Origin of the sequence: Aquimarina macrocephali JAMB N27 (assembly GCF_000520995.1) — a bacterium.
Lineage (GTDB): Bacteria > Bacteroidota > Bacteroidia > Flavobacteriales > Flavobacteriaceae > Aquimarina > Aquimarina macrocephali.
On sequence record NZ_JACA01000006.1, the window covers coordinates 19,603 to 36,102 of the forward strand.

At 31.1% G+C, this 16,500-nt stretch carries 17 protein-coding genes; 3 read left to right on the top strand and 14 right to left on the bottom strand.

From position 1 onward, the window contains the following. Positions 1 to 196: 196 nt before the first annotated feature. The 7 genes from Z054_RS31590 to Z054_RS32425 form a co-directional block, all read right to left on the bottom strand. Entirely contained in the window at positions 197 to 373 is a 177-nt protein-coding gene (locus Z054_RS31590; RefSeq protein WP_161635249.1) for a hypothetical protein, read from the bottom strand. 195 nt (positions 374 to 568) lie between these two features. Beyond that, on the bottom strand, positions 569 to 1,420 hold the full coding sequence (locus Z054_RS0106980) for an SDR family oxidoreductase (RefSeq protein ID WP_024769364.1): 852 nt from the start codon (positions 1,418 to 1,420) through the stop codon (positions 569 to 571). A gap of 52 nt (positions 1,421 to 1,472) precedes the next feature. Beyond that, complete coding sequence (locus Z054_RS0106985) at positions 1,473 to 1,979, bottom strand: anthrone oxygenase family protein (protein WP_024769365.1); 507 nt, start codon at positions 1,977 to 1,979, stop codon at positions 1,473 to 1,475. 90 nt (positions 1,980 to 2,069) lie between these two features. Beyond that, complete coding sequence (locus Z054_RS0106990; RefSeq protein ID WP_024769366.1) at positions 2,070 to 2,924, bottom strand: helix-turn-helix transcriptional regulator; 855 nt, start codon at positions 2,922 to 2,924, stop codon at positions 2,070 to 2,072. Between the two features lie 287 nt (positions 2,925 to 3,211). Next, a complete protein-coding gene (locus tag Z054_RS0106995; protein ID WP_152538485.1) occupies positions 3,212 to 4,009 on the bottom strand; it encodes a DUF6503 family protein in 798 nt (265 codons plus the stop codon). A gap of 13 nt (positions 4,010 to 4,022) precedes the next feature. After that, complete coding sequence (locus Z054_RS27995; RefSeq protein WP_051473691.1) at positions 4,023 to 6,074, bottom strand: outer membrane beta-barrel family protein; 2,052 nt, start codon at positions 6,072 to 6,074, stop codon at positions 4,023 to 4,025. Between the two features lie 113 nt (positions 6,075 to 6,187). Continuing rightward, the gene (locus Z054_RS32425) at positions 6,188 to 6,412 is read right to left on the bottom strand and encodes a peptidase associated/transthyretin-like domain-containing protein (RefSeq protein ID WP_051473692.1); all 225 of its coding nucleotides are present in this window, start codon (positions 6,410 to 6,412) and stop codon (positions 6,188 to 6,190) included. A 236-nt stretch (positions 6,413 to 6,648) separates the two neighbouring features. Between Z054_RS32425 and Z054_RS0107010 the strand changes: the two genes are divergently transcribed. Both Z054_RS0107010 and Z054_RS0107015 read left to right on the top strand, forming a co-directional pair. Beyond that, positions 6,649 to 7,710 carry a sensor histidine kinase gene (locus Z054_RS0107010; protein ID WP_024769369.1) on the top strand — a complete coding sequence of 354 codons (1,062 nt, stop codon included), beginning with the start codon at positions 6,649 to 6,651 and terminating at the stop codon, positions 7,708 to 7,710. Continuing rightward, positions 7,707 to 8,417, top strand: coding sequence for a LytR/AlgR family response regulator transcription factor (locus tag Z054_RS0107015; protein ID WP_024769370.1), 711 nt, complete (start codon positions 7,707 to 7,709; stop codon positions 8,415 to 8,417). The genes Z054_RS0107010 and Z054_RS0107015 overlap by 4 nt, the downstream gene beginning before the upstream one ends. A 108-nt stretch (positions 8,418 to 8,525) precedes the next feature. On the opposite strand, the gene Z054_RS0107020 is transcribed toward Z054_RS0107015, so the two are convergent. From Z054_RS0107020 to Z054_RS29965, 3 genes are all read right to left on the bottom strand, one after another. Next, entirely contained in the window at positions 8,526 to 10,226 is a 1,701-nt protein-coding gene (locus Z054_RS0107020) for a patatin-like phospholipase family protein (RefSeq protein ID WP_024769371.1), read from the bottom strand. A 200-nt stretch (positions 10,227 to 10,426) separates the two neighbouring features. Next, entirely contained in the window at positions 10,427 to 11,725 is a 1,299-nt protein-coding gene (locus tag Z054_RS0107025) for an aspartate aminotransferase family protein (protein ID WP_024769372.1), read from the bottom strand. Positions 11,726 to 11,781: 56 nt separating this feature from the next. Continuing rightward, a complete protein-coding gene (locus Z054_RS29965; RefSeq protein WP_024769373.1) occupies positions 11,782 to 12,537 on the bottom strand; it encodes an AraC family transcriptional regulator in 756 nt (251 codons plus the stop codon). Between the two features lie 366 nt (positions 12,538 to 12,903). On the opposite strand from Z054_RS29965, the gene Z054_RS29970 reads away from it, so the two are divergent. Beyond that, positions 12,904 to 14,253 (top strand): DUF5995 family protein, encoded by a 1,350-nt coding sequence (locus Z054_RS29970; protein WP_024769374.1) that lies wholly within the window; start codon positions 12,904 to 12,906, stop codon positions 14,251 to 14,253. A gap of 94 nt (positions 14,254 to 14,347) precedes the next feature. Here Z054_RS29970 and Z054_RS0107040 read toward each other — a convergent pair whose 3' ends face one another. The 4 genes from Z054_RS0107040 to Z054_RS0107055 form a co-directional block, all read right to left on the bottom strand. Further along, positions 14,348 to 14,539 (bottom strand): cold-shock protein, encoded by a 192-nt coding sequence (locus Z054_RS0107040; RefSeq protein WP_024769375.1) that lies wholly within the window; start codon positions 14,537 to 14,539, stop codon positions 14,348 to 14,350. Between the two features lie 153 nt (positions 14,540 to 14,692). Next, on the bottom strand, positions 14,693 to 15,145 hold the full coding sequence (locus tag Z054_RS0107045) for a YybH family protein (RefSeq protein ID WP_024769376.1): 453 nt from the start codon (positions 15,143 to 15,145) through the stop codon (positions 14,693 to 14,695). Between the two features lie 3 nt (positions 15,146 to 15,148). Continuing rightward, entirely contained in the window at positions 15,149 to 15,568 is a 420-nt protein-coding gene (locus Z054_RS28010; protein ID WP_024769377.1) for a nuclear transport factor 2 family protein, read from the bottom strand. Positions 15,569 to 15,588: 20 nt separating this feature from the next. Continuing rightward, entirely contained in the window at positions 15,589 to 16,341 is a 753-nt protein-coding gene (locus tag Z054_RS0107055; RefSeq protein ID WP_084050156.1) for a type 1 glutamine amidotransferase domain-containing protein, read from the bottom strand. Between the last annotated feature and the right edge of the window lie 159 nt (positions 16,342 to 16,500).

The window sequence follows — 16,500 nt, forward strand, 5'->3', positions numbered from 1 at the left end:
TTTAGAATTACAGTACGAAGTACTACCAAAATCATCACAAAAACTGTCGGAATGATAATTCTGTCAGACTAAATTATGTTTTGAATACCTTAGGTAGTATTCAGATAAACAAAAAAGAGACCATCTATAAAGATGATCTCTTTGAATATTCTAAAATAAATTCGATTAGAATTTTAATGTCATAATTAAAGAAATGTTAGCATATATAATGACCACTCCAAGGTATATAACAACATACCTTAACACCGTCTACATATATGAATGAGCCATCTCCGCCACATGGACGACTTGGGCCTGCGCCTGCGACAATATTTTTTTGCTCATTTTTAGATAACTCTTTAGATCCTGTTACATTTAAAAGTGCTTTTTTCATAATTCAGAATTTTAGGTTTTAAGAATATTTTTTAAATAGAATTCAACTCTAAATTTAATGTTTTCTAATACGGTAATCAATGACATTAATTAAACTTTAAGAATCATTTTATCAATATTCTGGTGCTCTCTATCCTTTTGATAAGCTCCCGAAGTACTCGGGATAAAGTTTAAGTTCTTCCAAAGCATATTTAATTTATTTTCTAGTTTCAACTTTGTGTTTTTGCCAAATTCCAGACTTAGCTGTATTAGAAATATACTCTGAAAAATCAATCGGTTTTCTTTTTAATACTTTTTCAATATCATTTGTGATTTCAGAATTATTAGGGCTTCCTAGAACTTCAGAGAATAAATATTCCACCAACCAGATAAAATCAGCTGGTACCCCCTGTTGTTTCAGCATCTTAATATAACTAGGTAAAGTAATTGGTGTAAATAAAATATTTCTTCCGGTAACTTCAGAAATCTCTTGGATTACGTCTTTAAACGTAAGTTGTCTTGGTCCTGTTAATTGATAAATTTCTCCATTATGTTCTTCATTTAATAACGCAGCAACAGCCACATCTGCAATATCGCCTGTATCAACATAAGGTACTTTTGCTTCTGCTTGTGGTAAAGCAACAAATCCATCAAGAATAGGCTCTAAGAAAAAACTTTCACTAAAATTTTGATTAAACCAACTTGCTCTAACTATAGTATAATCTAATCCTGAGTGTATCACTACTTGTTCGCAAAGTTCGGCCTCTCTCTCTCCTTTTCCTGATAGTAATACCAATTTTTTAACTCCACATTTTTTCGCTTGTTTTGTTAGTTCTTCAATAGCTTCTAATGCACCTGGAACCGCTAAGTCTGGTTGAAATGTAATGTATACTTTATCCATTCCTTGCATACACTCTGACCATGTTTCAGAATTACCCCAATCAAATGAAGGAGATCCTGTTCGTGAGCCGATTCTAACGTAATGCCCTGTTTCGGTTAATTTATGCGCTACTTTGCGGCCCGTTTTTCCAGTTCCGCCGATGACTAAAATGTTATTTCTATTTTCCATATTTATATTTATTAATTATCATTTTTAGATCATACCTCAATATTTTTATATTCTAGATATTACTTTTAGATGATTGAATAAGGCTAAGAATCAACAATAGAAATGAAATAATAGACGCAAGTGTTCTTATTAAATGAAAACGATTCCATTTTACTTCAAACTTTTCTCGTAAGTGTTTTAATTCTTCTATACTACTAGAAGCTAAATCGGTTTTGTCTAACATTTCATTTAAGGGTACATTACCAAAAATGGTAATAAATACTACTCCAAAAAAGTAACATACTGTGACCATTATTAACAACCATGTAAGCGTATTTGAAACATTTTTGAATAAATACAAGTTCAATAGGTTTAATAAAAAAGGGCTAAAAAATACTACAAAAAACAGAGGATTTAATATTGTTCTATTCATTTCCTTAAAAGATTGTAAAAAACCAATATCGTTGAGTTTCCCTATTCCCGGAGCGATAGTATTTGACCATATAAAACAAAGACCGGCAGACATTCCGGTAAATAAAATGGTTAAAATTAGAGTTGCAGATTTTAATGATAATTCCATCCTTATTTCCTTTTACTTGATACGACAAAGGTGGCGTAGAACGGGAAATACTATTTGTTTTAAAAGGATAATAATTTGTTCGAAAAGTTGCTATTTAATCTGACTTGGGCGATATCCAAACTTTTTTTCGAAGGCATTTGAGAAAGAACTTAGACTATTATAGCCAACATGCCAAGCTGCTTCTTGTACTGTGGCTTCTTGATTTCTAATTATTTTGTGCGCTAAAGTAAGGCGCTCGTTTTGAAGGTATTTAAATACTGGAACACCAAAAAATGCTTTAAATTCTTTTTTCAATTTAGAAGTATTCAATCCAATTTGCTTAGAAATCTCATTAAGTGAAGGTGGATCATCTATATTTTGTAGTAAAATTTCCTTAGCTTGATTAAGTTTTTCTCGTTCGGGAGTCTTTATATTTTCATTTTTCAAAGACGCCAATTGGTCAAAAAAATGAGAAAGTAATGTTGTTATTTGGCTACGAAAAAACATCATTTTTGTTTTTCCTTCGTATTGAATATTGAATAAAGAATCCACTATAGATTGCATTTCTGGAGTCATTATAAAACTTGACCCTTCTACATAATGATCTGAAGGGTTAACGAGCTGATCGAGCATTTCACCAAATAGTTCTCCTTCTTGATTTGGTAGATTATTTATAGTTTTAAGGGATGTTGCTATTACTAAACATTCTAAGGGTTTTGTAGCAGAAACAGAATGTATAAATTCCACCTTTTCGTCTGCATAAAATGAAAGTGTCAATCCTTTTGTATAGCTAAACTCTTTTTGATTTTCACCATATTTCACCTTTAAATCAACATCTCCAGAACCATAAAAAGCAACCCCAATTATTGGCTCATCAAAGAAGCACGAATCTATTGTTGGTTCATTAACTTTGGCTTCTTCAACCAGAATTGTAAAGTCATTTATGTCTATAATATCCCTTGTCATATAATGTATAACAAAGTTACAAAATTTTGAGTTTGGTACTGTTTTCTAATAAAATTCTGCTTTTCTAATAGATATTTACGACACATTCTTTTAATAAGTGCATGAACTATGTCATTTTGGATATTAAATACTAAATCATATGGGAGACAACATATCACAATTTAAAGAGCCTATCACTTTTGTGATAGGCTCTTTACTGGTAGAATTGGCTAATTCATTAACATATATTGAAAGTTAATATGGTACACTGCTGTAATACAAATTACACTCATTACCACATAAGATTTTTATTTTGCAAGTAATTCCCTTTTAAATCCGTTATTAAATTTGACATTCGTGGTGGTTTGTTCGTAGAGTACTTTACCTTTAATATTACCGTCCCAATCTGCTGGAATTACTTTTCGTTTTGCCATAAAAGTATACCCGTTAACGGTTTCATACTCTATCTCCATTAGAGATATCCCCAATCCACTTCCTTTAACTGTAAACAAAAACCTATCTACAAGAAAAGTAGTTGGATTAATGTATAGGATAAAATCATCCTGAACTTCACCGACTCCTTTTTCAAAACCAATTTTTACTATGTTGTAATTAATCTTATTATGAGTTCTATTCGGAAGTTGTTTATATATAATACCTGTATCTAATAGCTTGGGCATCATGGTAAACCAATAATAGTTCGCTTTACGCAAAAAATTAGAACTTAGCAATGCTCGTTTATCTGTCATCTTAGTATTTTCTATAGCTATCCACGAATTACCAGTACTTTCGTAATATTGAGTAACCGTTCCTTCCTTCTTAGGAAGTACAAATACGTTATGTGTCTTATATTGTCCCCACGACACTTCTCCATCAAAAATGTAACGCTCTATAGAAATATCGCTTTTTTTAGCCCCGGGATTATAAAAATTATAAGTAAACTCAACGTCTTTCAGTTTTTTAAGTAATTCATAACTTCCTGTTTTGGAAACCATTTTTTCTATTAAAACTTTTGCAGAATTACTATTTGATAGCTTCCCATTTTGAGCAAGGGTTATATTAACTAGTATGCAGGCTATACATGCCATGTGTATTTTCAATTTCATAATCTTGTAGTTTTTATAAGAATTTATCGGTTTTTTCGTTTTTGTCACGATTTTTTCGTTTTAGTCTTTTGTTTTTTCCTCCACCAAAACGGTATGAAAGTCCAAAATAAACAGATTGACTATCTCGTTTAAATTCACCTTCTTGAATTATAGTTCTATACGCTTCAAAAGCAAATCGTTGCGTTCTAAAAATGTCATTAAAATTAACACTAAAGGTTCCTTTTCCTTTAGCAAAATTGTAACGTGCACCAGCATTTACAAAAATATTTTCCTTTAATTCATATTGTAATATTTTTTGTGGGCCACTATAAAAAGTAAAAATCTGAAATGTTAAGTTTTTAGAAGCTTTAAAACTATTATTAATCTTTGCATTTAATAAAGTATTATTGACCTTTACATTTTCCCCACCAATAATTCCTTTTTGTGTTCTAGAATATACATCAAAGCTTGCATTAAAATTCCACCATTTTGTTGGTTTGTAACTTGTCGACAATTCAACTCCATAAGCGTCATTACTGTCAAAATTATCGTAATCAAGAACTAGTAGTGTTGGATTGTTTTGATCAAAATAACCTATTCTATTAATCTCGTCCTCAATTCTTCTATAAAAACCGCCAAACGTTATATTTCCTTTGTTTATTTTTCTATTATAATTAAGTTCAATAGAATTGGTAAACTGTGGAGTTAAGCTTGGATTACCAACAATAACAATTTGAGGGGTGCTAATCTGTCGAATAGGGTTAATCTGGTTTAGTGAAGGTCTATCTATTCGCCTGCTAAAACTTAATTGATACGAGTTTTTTTGTTCTTCATCGGGTGTGTATTTTAAAAATCCAGAAGGGAATACATTAAAAAGATGGTCTTCAAAATTGTCCTGAGGCTCCCCTATTTCATTAAATTGAGTAGTTACATTATAATCTTCTAAACGAACTCCGATATTATATTGCCATTTATTAAAACTCTGACCAAAAGTTGTATAAAATGAATAAATGTCTCTATCATAAGAAAAATCCGAATTCATAAAATCAATACGACTTGTTTGATACGAGTTATCTGTACGTCGTAAACGTGTTTCTACTCCAATTTCTAAGGTTGATTTATCGGTTAATGGATTAACATAATCCAGGTTTATTGTAGTATTTTTTCGCTTATCATCTACAACTTCATCATAATTGTTTACAGGTGTATTTCCTGTAAATTTAAAATCATTGGCAATATCACTTTCTAGCGTATTATAGTCTAATTCGAGTTCAATTGTATGCCCATCTTTTACAAATGAATGTAGAAAATCAATATTATAAGTAGAATTTATATTATCCCTTGTTATAGCATCAAATTGTGCAAAGTTTGAAGGAGTATCATTAAAAAAAGTAAGTGCTTTTTTACCTTCAATATCTGCATTAAACAAATTTTGATTGGTATACACAGAAAATGTGTTTCTCTCATTGATATAATAATCGACACCCACTTTAAATAGATGTGATGTACGGCCATTATAATTTTTGGTTAATTGATTCGTTTGCTCTACAGTTCTAGTGACCGTACCGTCTGTTACTTGCTCACCAAAACGATTGCCATAACTACCGTAAAAATTAGTTTTTCCTGTTCTATAATTTAGGCTTAATGAATTGTTGAATCGTGCTTTTTCTCCAAAAGTTACTCCAGAGCTTATTGATCCATTAAAACCTAAACGGGTGCTCTTTTTTAAGATGATATTAATAATCCCACTCATACCTTCGGGATTGTATTTTGATGAAGGATTGGTAATCAATTCTATGGTTTTAATTGATGTAGATGGTATTTGCTGTAATAGATCGGTAGCACTAATATTGGTTGGTTTTCCATCTACCAGGATACGAACATTTTCATTTCCGCGAAGCGATATTTCTCCATCCTGATTAACACTTACCGAAGGAATATTACTCATAACATCACTGGCCGAAGCACCGGCAGTAGTTAAATCTTTCCCTACATTGATTACTTTTCTATCAATCTTTTGTTCAATAGTTGAGCGTTCGGTAGTAATTTCGACTCCTTCCAGAGCTACAGCTTCTTCTTCAATCAAAATAGTACCTAGATTGATTTTGCTTTTTGATTGAGTAATAGCAATACCTTTTGTAACTGTTTTGTATCCAATAAACTGAACTTCAAAATTATAATCTCCAAAAGGGATTTTATCTACAAAAAAACTCCCTTATCATTTGTAATCCCACCGGTTGTTATCTTTTCTCCGGATTTTATAATTACATTCACATAAGGTATAGGTTCTTGTGTGTTTTGGTCTAATATTTCTCCTGTAACCGTGCCCGATTGCCCAAAAACACCAATCGAAACAAGGAAAAGGTATATAAATAAATGTTTTCTTTTAATATCCTCCAAAAGAATAGATAAGATTGTTTTCATAAAGTTCATTCTCAAAAAAATTATTGTTTGAGTGCCAAATTATAAGAAGAGTAAACTCGTATAAAAAAAAACAGACAGAAGAGGTGTAAGTGTTGTTATAGATTTGGTTACTGCCCATATATGATTTTGTCTTCAGGAAATAGACTTTCGACATCACAAACCCGTAGTTTGGTATCCTATGCAAACTTGGGTTCTTTAAATTTGTACCTTTACAATGAATAGAAATAGAAAACAGCATGTTACAAAAAATCCAAAGCTTTCTGGAGGTTTCAAGATTCAAGTATCTCATATTTGGGCTTTTGATTTTTGTCTTTTCCGCTTCTGCCTCTAGTTGGTATTATTCTACAACTGAAGAATTACTAATCACTTATAGTATAAGGGTCATACTTCAAATTGCTATGTCATATGTGATTATAGAATTTTTAATTCTACATCTTTTAAATAAGGGTAAGGTTTTGATTTTTTGGATATCGATCGTAATAACGTTGCTTACTTTTTACCTTATTTGCACCTTAACATATATACATTATTTTGAACCTACCTTTCCTGCGACTTATGTAAATTATATAAAACGTTTTACTGACACTTCTCTATTGGGTAGATTCACAAACATAGGTGAGTTTATATCAAAATCATTGTATTTACTATATCCAACATTCTTAATCCTGGTATTAAAACTTTATACAGAAAAGCAACGCTTATTAAAATTAAATGAACAGAAAAAAACAACAGAACTTGCTGCTTTAAAAAACCAATTAAACCCTCATTTTTTATTTAATACATTAAATAATTTACATGCATTAGCCTTAAAAAAGTCTGATGATACAACCAAAGTAATCCAAAAACTATCTAATATTTTGGATTATATCTTATATCGTTGCAATGAAAATTATGTCTCATTAGATAAAGAAATTGATTTAATCGAGAACTATTTATCCTTAGAAAAAATCCGTTATGCCGATAGAGTAAAAATCTCTTTTAGTAAAAATGTAACGGGACAGGAAAAAATTGCTCCTTTATTATTGCTTACGTTTATCGAAAATGCATTTAAGCATGGCGTTAAAGAAGAAATAAATCAGGCAAGCATTGAAATTAATATCTCTAAAAAGGGAGAACAATTAGTTTTTAATGTTAAAAACAGCAAACCTACAGGTGTTAATACTGCTATGAATAAAGACTCCATAGGTCTTAAAAACATAAAAAAACAACTCGAATTATTGTATCCTAAGGCATATAATCTAATTATTGAAAACAAATCAAATTCATTTTCTGCTAATCTTAAATTAGATATTATATGAGCTATACATGTTTAATTATAGATGATGAACCTTTAGCCAGAGAATTAATTGAAACGTATTTAAATAAACTTCCGGATTTTGAATTGATAGCCTCCTGTTCTAGTGCAATTGAAGCTAGTTCGATATTAAGTACTACAAAAATTGATTTACTTTTCTTAGATATTGAAATGCCAGTGTTAAAAGGCACTGATTTCTTTAAAAACCTTGTATATAAACCTAAAGTAATTTTTACGACTGCATATCGCGATTATGCAGTAGACGGGTTTGAATTAAATGCTGTAGATTATTTATTGAAGCCCATATTTTTTGAACGTTTTTTCTTAGCTATTCAGAAGTTCTTAGAACAGGAAAAAAAGTCTATATCATATGACTCGCCAGAAAATACTACACATAAGAAAACAGATTTTGTTTTTGTAAACAAAGCAAAAAAGCAAATAAAAGTACTTTTTGATGATGTTTTATATATTGAAAGCTTAAAGGATTATATTAAAATTCATTTGGAAAATAAAACCTTGATTATAAAAGAGAGTATCTCTAACTTCGAAAAACGTATTGATTCCCGATTTATTCGTATTCATCGTTCATATATTATAAATCAAGAAAAAATTACTGCTTACACCAAAAACGATGTAGAAATTGATAAAATTGAGATTCCGATAGGGAATAGCTATAAAGATAATATGTCTAGTTTTTCAAATAATTCGTAATCAAAACAAACCATTCTCACGCATAACACTTCCTCTTACTCATTTGATACGTTCAATAAGGTAATTCATCCCTATAATAAGCTGAAGAACAACCTGTATTCTGAAAAATTATTTTTTTAACTCTTCTAGTACGAAAAATGGGTTTTTATTGAAAGCTTTCCAATCGTCTTTTAGATCTTTATACAACAAATCAATTTCGGTAAAATCAATTTTTAAATCACTTTCTGATTTTTTGAGCTCCAGGATATACTCCATAAGCTCATAACAAAGTGTAAATTGACCGCAGGCGATTAGTGTATCCATTCTATTTTTGGCAATATCCTTCTTATCCCACCATAATGTTGTTGGTGTTTCGGATGCAGTTAACCCAACACTCATTAACAATTTGCTTGGCGCAGGTTTAATATCCTTATTATAATTTGGTTGACCACCAGAATAAGGTGTCTTTTGACCATTTAGCTTATATACTGTAGTAGTTATGCGTTTGTTTTGAAGTGAATATTTAGAATAAAACAGATCATAATTAAGTCTACGCATTTGCTTTAGGAAGACGTCATTGATCATTTTTACTGCAGATGTTAATCGATTCGTAAGCATCTGTTGTACCAATCCAATATCTAATTTTTTAAAACTCAGGATGTCGTCTACAAGTGGTTCTGGTACATTTTTTTTAAAAAGAGATGCCATCTTACTTTTAAAAAAATTCATGATAACCGAGGCAAATCCACCCAATATAGTTAGAATTAAGCCAATACCAATTAATATACTGCCAATTATATAAATTGCAGGCCAGGCACAATCATCACAATTGTTGAAAATTTTCATTGAATTTAAAACTACCATAATTACCCCTAATAAAAGAAGTATCCAATACAATGGTTTAATCCTGAAATATGCTAAGGCTTTCGCTACAAATTGTTTTATAGAAACTCCTTTTTTCTCAAAACTATTGTCTTGATGCCAAGGTACCATCTTAAAACTTCCAACATCGTTTACAATGATAAGATTGAGTCCATTTTTCATTCTCTCATTAATTCGAATCATACTAGCAATACCTTGATTATCTGCAATGCCACCATCCATGATTCCTACTCCATCAATAAATCTGTCAAGACTTTTCAATGCTTTGTAATCTGTAGAATTATGATCTTTGAAATAATCATCTGGAAATTGTAACGGCTCAAACCCAAGAGGAAAGCAAGAAGATGAAGCAATAATATCTCCCAATTGCACTTTAAATTTAAGTTTTTCTACAGATGAATTCGAAAGTGGTGAGTTACCAAAAACTCCTGTGTTTTGAAATCTATACGTGAGTCCAAATGAAAAATCTGTAGCATTATAACATACTTGTTTTAAATGTTCTGATACTGGGTTCTCAAACATAGAAAAATCTCCCTTAAAAACTTCCATTTCTGCGTAAGTCAATGCAAATGCATTAATCAGGGAACGTGTCTTGTATGGATTGTTTTTCCAGACTGTATCATCTTCCAGTTTCTTAATTGCCGTATCTAATAATTTATCCTTTTTGGGTTCAAAGGCTTGGTAAAATTCTTTAAAAAATTCTATGAAACTGTGTTTCGTATCTTGTGTTGATTTGGCATAAGCTACTGCCAAAAGGGTCCCACCACTAACAGAACTAAGAGCTTCTACATATTCTAACAGAGGCTTTCCTTTATATTTGACTTTATTTAAATACGAGATTATCCCCAAAGAATAGAATGTTGCTCGATAACCTCCACCACTAAAACACAAGCCTATATTTTCAAAAGGAATAAAGGTATTTTCGGTACTACTATTGTCTTCACTCATAATTCCAGAATTTTATCGTATAATTTTAATAAAAAAAATACATTAATAAGAAATCTATATCAACTATTTATTATCAATAAAGTTGATGTGGGGAATTAAAAAATGACGATTATGGTGTTTAAACTTAAGATGAATTTATATAGCTAACAATGCGTAAAAATACCTGTTTTTAAGTCAACATTCTATAAATAGCTTTTTTATTAAATACAATCCTGTATTGCTTCATCTAAAATCGCAATGCCTAAATCTATTTCTTCAATACTTATGGTTAATGGTGGAGCAATTCTAAAAACACTTCCGTAACCTTTCATTCTAACTATATTCATATTTAAGCCTAACTCAAGGCATCTACTACATATTTTCTGACCCAAATCATCGTCTGGTATCTTCGTTTCCCGATCTTTTACAATTTCAACACCTAATAAAAGTCCACTACCTCTTACATCTCCTATACATTCATATTTCTCATGTAATTGTAGCAATTGCTCTTTTAAGTACTTTCCTTTTTCCAATGCACTTTCGGCTAATTTTTGTTCATCAAGTATATCAAAAGCGGCTAAGCCAAAAGATGCACAAAAAGGATCAGACACATGAGAGGTCACATAAACAAACCCTCTTTTATAGCATTCTTCTTCTATTTCTGCTGTGGTAACCATTGCTGCCAATGGAAGCCCCCCTCCTAGTGTTTTTGATAAGGTCAAGAAATCAGGAATAACATCGTACTGTTCAAAAGCAAAAGTTTTCCCAAGGCGTCCTAATGCTGTCTGAGCTTCGTCAAATATTAACAGTAGCCCACGTTCATCACATAATTCTTTTAACCTTTTAACATAACTGGGTTTTAATTCGATCATACCTGCAGCACTCAATAAAGGTTCGGCTATTAATGCTGCATATTCTCCAACAGATTGCTGATCGGCCATTTTCATACCTACCTCTAAGCAAGTATGATCACAAGTCCCTTTACAATGCGCAATTGGGCAACGATACTCATAAGGTGCCGGTATCATCAAACTACCCGACATAGCAGGTCCATATCCCTTTCTTGTTTTTGAAAAGGTATATGACTGCGCTCCCGCCGTCATACCATGCCAAGAGCCAGAAAATCCAATGATTTCAAAACCACCAGTAGCTAATTTTGCCATTCGTATAGCTACTTCATTCGACTCGGATCCAGTATTCAGAAATATACATTTGGATAGGCTACTGGGCAATTTACCTGTTAACTTTTTGGCAAGATTAATAACCGGAGGAGATAAGATAGAACTTAGTAAATGAATTGCCTTATCTCCTGATTTTTCTAATATTTCAACAAATTTTGGATGATTATGCCCAAATACAGAACACATTTGACCAGAGGTAAAATCCAGAATTGCATCTCCATCTTTAGTATAGATATAGCTTCCAAAAGCCTTTTCAACAATAAAAGGTGAAAACTCACCGCAGTATCGTATTAGTGCTTCCTGAGCCTCTTCTACTTCTTTAGCATTTAAATCTTGCATAACGTTGTACTTTTGATAGCAAGTTCTATCAATCTTAAATCCTAAAATTGTAAAATTCAATCATTTTTAACCAGATCGGCATATTTTTTTGGAATCATCCCTACATTCATCTTGAAGTATTTATTAAAATGACTTTGATCAAAAAAACCAGTATCATAAGCAATATCGGTAAAACTATCTTTGGTTTTTATGTATTCTTTGGCTTTTTCAATTCGTAGATTTTGTAAATATCGAATAGGTGAAATTCCTATATTAGTTTTAAAAAGCCGTTGAAAATGGCTATCACTTAAACAGGTTAAATCCAATAATTCTTCGACAAGTATTGATCGACTATAATTATTTTCAAAATGTACCAGTGCTTTTTCTAAAATAATTTTTGACTTGGTTGAATTAGAGCTATTACTAATCAAAAAATGTTTAAATATATCCGGGACTTTAGTTTCTTCATTATCCCTGGTATCAAAGTTCTTCTTATTATTAGTCATAATCGATTCGAACCAATTATTAAAATGATTTTTATAAGAATAACAATTCTGTATTATCGTTACCCCCAATCGATTGCTGGAAACATTGTTAAAAGAATATAACTTCGGAACCCTAATGACTTTGTAATGGAAAAAATTTTCTATTAATGTCTGGTGCGCTACATAAGGAGGAATCATCACCAAATCACCCGCCTTTAAGGTGAATATCGCATCTTTACATATAAGATTTGCACTTCCATTTATGATATAAGAAAACGTATAGCGATCCGGATGCAAATGCATTGGAAAAAAGTGTCTTTTATCATAATATATAGTGGCACATTCCATCTTATAAGTAATTTATGATACTAAGGTAATTAAAAAACAGACTCGCTCTTTACATAAAAATAATCATTATAACGATGTTACTGATATTCGCTAAAATGAATTTTCTGTGTTATTTACTTCCTTGAAATTGAAGAACACATAAATTATTTATAGAGAAGGGTGACAATTGTTGCTCTGTTTTTTTTTCAATTTTAGGTAGAAAACCCGCTATAAATTGGGGGTTTTAACTCTTTTTAATTGATTATGAAATCTTTAACTTTAGTAAATTAAATACGAGCTAACGAGACAATCATAATCTTAAGCAACTAAATTATAATTAGATGCAAAACGAGTAGAACCAAGTAGTTTTATCTTAAATCTGTTATTATGAATCCAGCTTCTATCGATGAAGTAATCGAAAAATTAGAATCTATTCTTCAATGGTCTAAAGAACACTCCAGTCGTGTTGGTTATTTCGCTAGTTTATATTTGCGAGTAACCCAAACCATTAAAAGCAAATTAGGTACTGGTTATTTTGATAATGATGAACGACTTGAAAAGTTAGATATTCATTTTGCAGCACGCTATTTCGAAGTAGTTGAACAATTTCAAAACAATGATCCTGCCATGCCCAAAGCGTGGGCGGTTGCTTTTAATGCGATAACAAACAATGAGCTAATTATTGTTCAACATTTGTTATTAGGGATGAATCCACACATCAACATTGATTTGGGCGTTGCTGCTGCAGAAACTTCTCCTGGTGTAGCTATTCATGATTTGCATGATGATTTTCAAAAAGTAAATAATATTCTTGCCTCCATTATCCCAACGGTTCTGAGTGAACTAAGTGAGCTTTCTCCATTATTATACTTATTAGAAGACATTGCAGAAAAAGAAGAAGAAGCAATTATCAATTTCAGCATGAAAGTTGCCCGAGACTTTGCCTGGAAACTTGCTATCGAATTAGCACCGCTTACATTACCCAATCAACAAATCATTATTGAACAAAAAAATACAGGTATAGCTCAGTTAAGTGAGAAAATTATTGATCCTGGTTTTATGGGAGCATCGGTTTTGAAAATTATTAATTCGGTAGAAGTGAAAAATGTCACTCAGATTATTGATACCTTAAATGCAGGAAATGAATTGCTCGAACTAATGGAACAAGGGCAAGATGTCATACTTGATCCACAAGCGCTGAAGAAAGCGCCCAACCAGGTATATTATTTTCAAATAGCAAAAGGAGAATGGACAGGTGATTTTAATTTTAAAATAAAAAGTTGGTCTAAAATGTTTGGTGCTTCGATTAGTTTTAAAAATAAAATGTTACTTACTATGATGGGGCTATTTCAAAAAATAATTGGAAATGCTTCTATCAAATCAATTATTACCCCATTACCAAATGAAGGAAAAGCAGGTGTTGCCAAAAATGATTTCCGAATTCATAAAGGTTGGTTTACCCTTTTTGTCTCTAAAGAAGATTACCATTTATCTCCTAATGGTAAGGCAGTAGTTGTAGATGCCCATGTTCGTTTTGGTCCCTTTTCTTTTTTGTTTAAAGAACATGATGTTTATCCTGCGGTAATTTATGATAACGGATTCAAAGCGCTATACCATATTGATTTGTTAGGCACCCAATTTATTGGTAACTATACCGTTCGATCAGATCAAAAGCAAGTACATTCAATTTTAGAGAATGATTGGGCAAAGGCAGAAGAAATTTTGAACATACATTGATAGTTGATACTATTACATAGTAATAATAGAATATACATAATAAAAAAAGCCCATCATTAGTGATGGGCTTTCTTTAAACTTGAAAGTATATGTATTAGATAACTTTTACGTTTACCGCGTTTAATCCTTTGTTACCTTCTTGTAGATCAAATTCAACTGCGTCACCTTCACGGATTTCGTCTACTAATCCAGAAATGTGTACAAAATGATCTTTGTTAACACCTTCTTCTGTGATAAATCCAAAACCTTTAGCGTCATTGAAGAATTTTACTGTTCCTTTATTCATTGTAATGTAATTAAATTTATTATATAATTTGTTTTGCAAAGATGGTACCAATAATTTGATAAACAACAAATTAATTCATTAATTTTCAATTATATATCAAATTGACCGTAAAACCTTACTAAATACAAACTGTCATTATCAAAAACATTAAAGTCATTTAATAGAGTTCCATATATCTAAATATATTTTCCAGTTAGCTCCTACTTTTTTCCAGACAATTACATATTTACCTTTCCAGGTAATTTCTTCTCCATCAGCTTTTTTTGTAGTGCCTTGATAAGTACCATAATCATATGCCTCATTACCAATGATTTTAATTTCTATTGGATCTATTCTATGATTAATGATCTTTATTCCCTCAGGAAGCCTCCAATACCCAAGTATACCTTCTGTTCCTTCAATAATTTTTAAATTATTAGGAAATATTTTAGCGTCTTCAGTATATGATTCGCCGATCATTTTATAATCTGAAGTGTTAACATATTTAGAGAAATTTTTACCGTTTTCTATTAGTTGTTTAATCTCTGTCTTTTCTCCGATATAGGTTTGCCCAGAGGCTTGATTACAAATAAATACCAGGATTAAAATTGATAAAAATGATTTCATTTTTTATTTTTTTTGTTGTCTATAGAATATCTTACTAACTACTTTCCATTCTCCATCTACTTTTAACAAATTCATATAATCAATAAATGTAAATGTCTCATATTCTATTTCAAGTCTTGCTTGTGCTGCGTTTCCTGTTACATCTATAGATGCAATGTTTGTTTTTCGATTTTGTTTTGGTCCGGGTTTCATTACTTTTTTAAAAAACTCTAAAGCATTTACCTCTTTGTAAACTCCTTTTGAAATAAATTTCATTGTAGCATTGGTATGAAATGCCTTTTTTAAGGTTTCAAAATCATTGTTTGTACCTCCATCCAGGTAATACGTAACGGTTTTTTCTACAAGTGCTTTATCAGATTCCTGAGCAAAAGTTAATGTAGAGGTACTTAAGCATACGAGTAGGATAAAAATTGTTGTTCTCATCTGTTTATTCTATTTTAAGTTTATTTATTATTTGTCTTCTGAAGTATTGCTACAACTTGTTCTGCAACAGATACTGAAGCTGTAGGATCTTGTCCGGTAATTAATCTACCATCTACAATATAATGATTATCCCATCCTTTTTTAGAATAAGTAAAATTTCCTCCATTTTTAGTAATGGTTTCCTCTATAGAAAATGGAAATGTTTTATAATAGGCTTTACTTTTATTTTCAAAAGCATCAGCAAAACCATTTACTTCTTTTTCTTTATATAAATACTTTCCGTTTGTTAATTTTAAATTTACAATTCCTGCTGTACCATGACAAATGGCTGATACAATTCCTGTATTCTCATAAATTTTTCTTGAGATACTCTGGATGGCTTTATTCTCAGGAACTCCAAACATGGCAGCTCCACCACCACTGTAATAAACCGCTTTATAGTTTTTTGCGTCTATAGCTTCGGGAGAATACGTATTTTTAAATAAATTCATAAAATCCAAGTCATCTAAATATTTTTTTTGAATAGGATCTGAGGTATTTATATATCCTATCGGAATTTCGCCGCCTTCTGGACTTACAAAATCAACCTGGTAACCCGATTTTATGAATACATCGTATGCCAAAACGATTTCTGCAAAATGATTTGCAGTTTTCAGATCTGTGTTTCCATAGGTATGTTGATTAGAGGTAACAAACAAAATCTTATCTTTTGAAGAAGCCGAACACCCCAAAAAAAGAAAAATCATCAAAAACGGTAGTATACTATTTCTCATACTGAATTAATTTTCAGCAAATTTGAAAAATCATTACCTGTATAGGTTTATGTATTATAAATTAGAAGTACTGATTTATAAATTAAAACTATTCTAACCCGTTGTGCATTTAGAAATTAATAGGATAAAAAAAGCGTCAATTCGAGTGGTTTTTCGAAA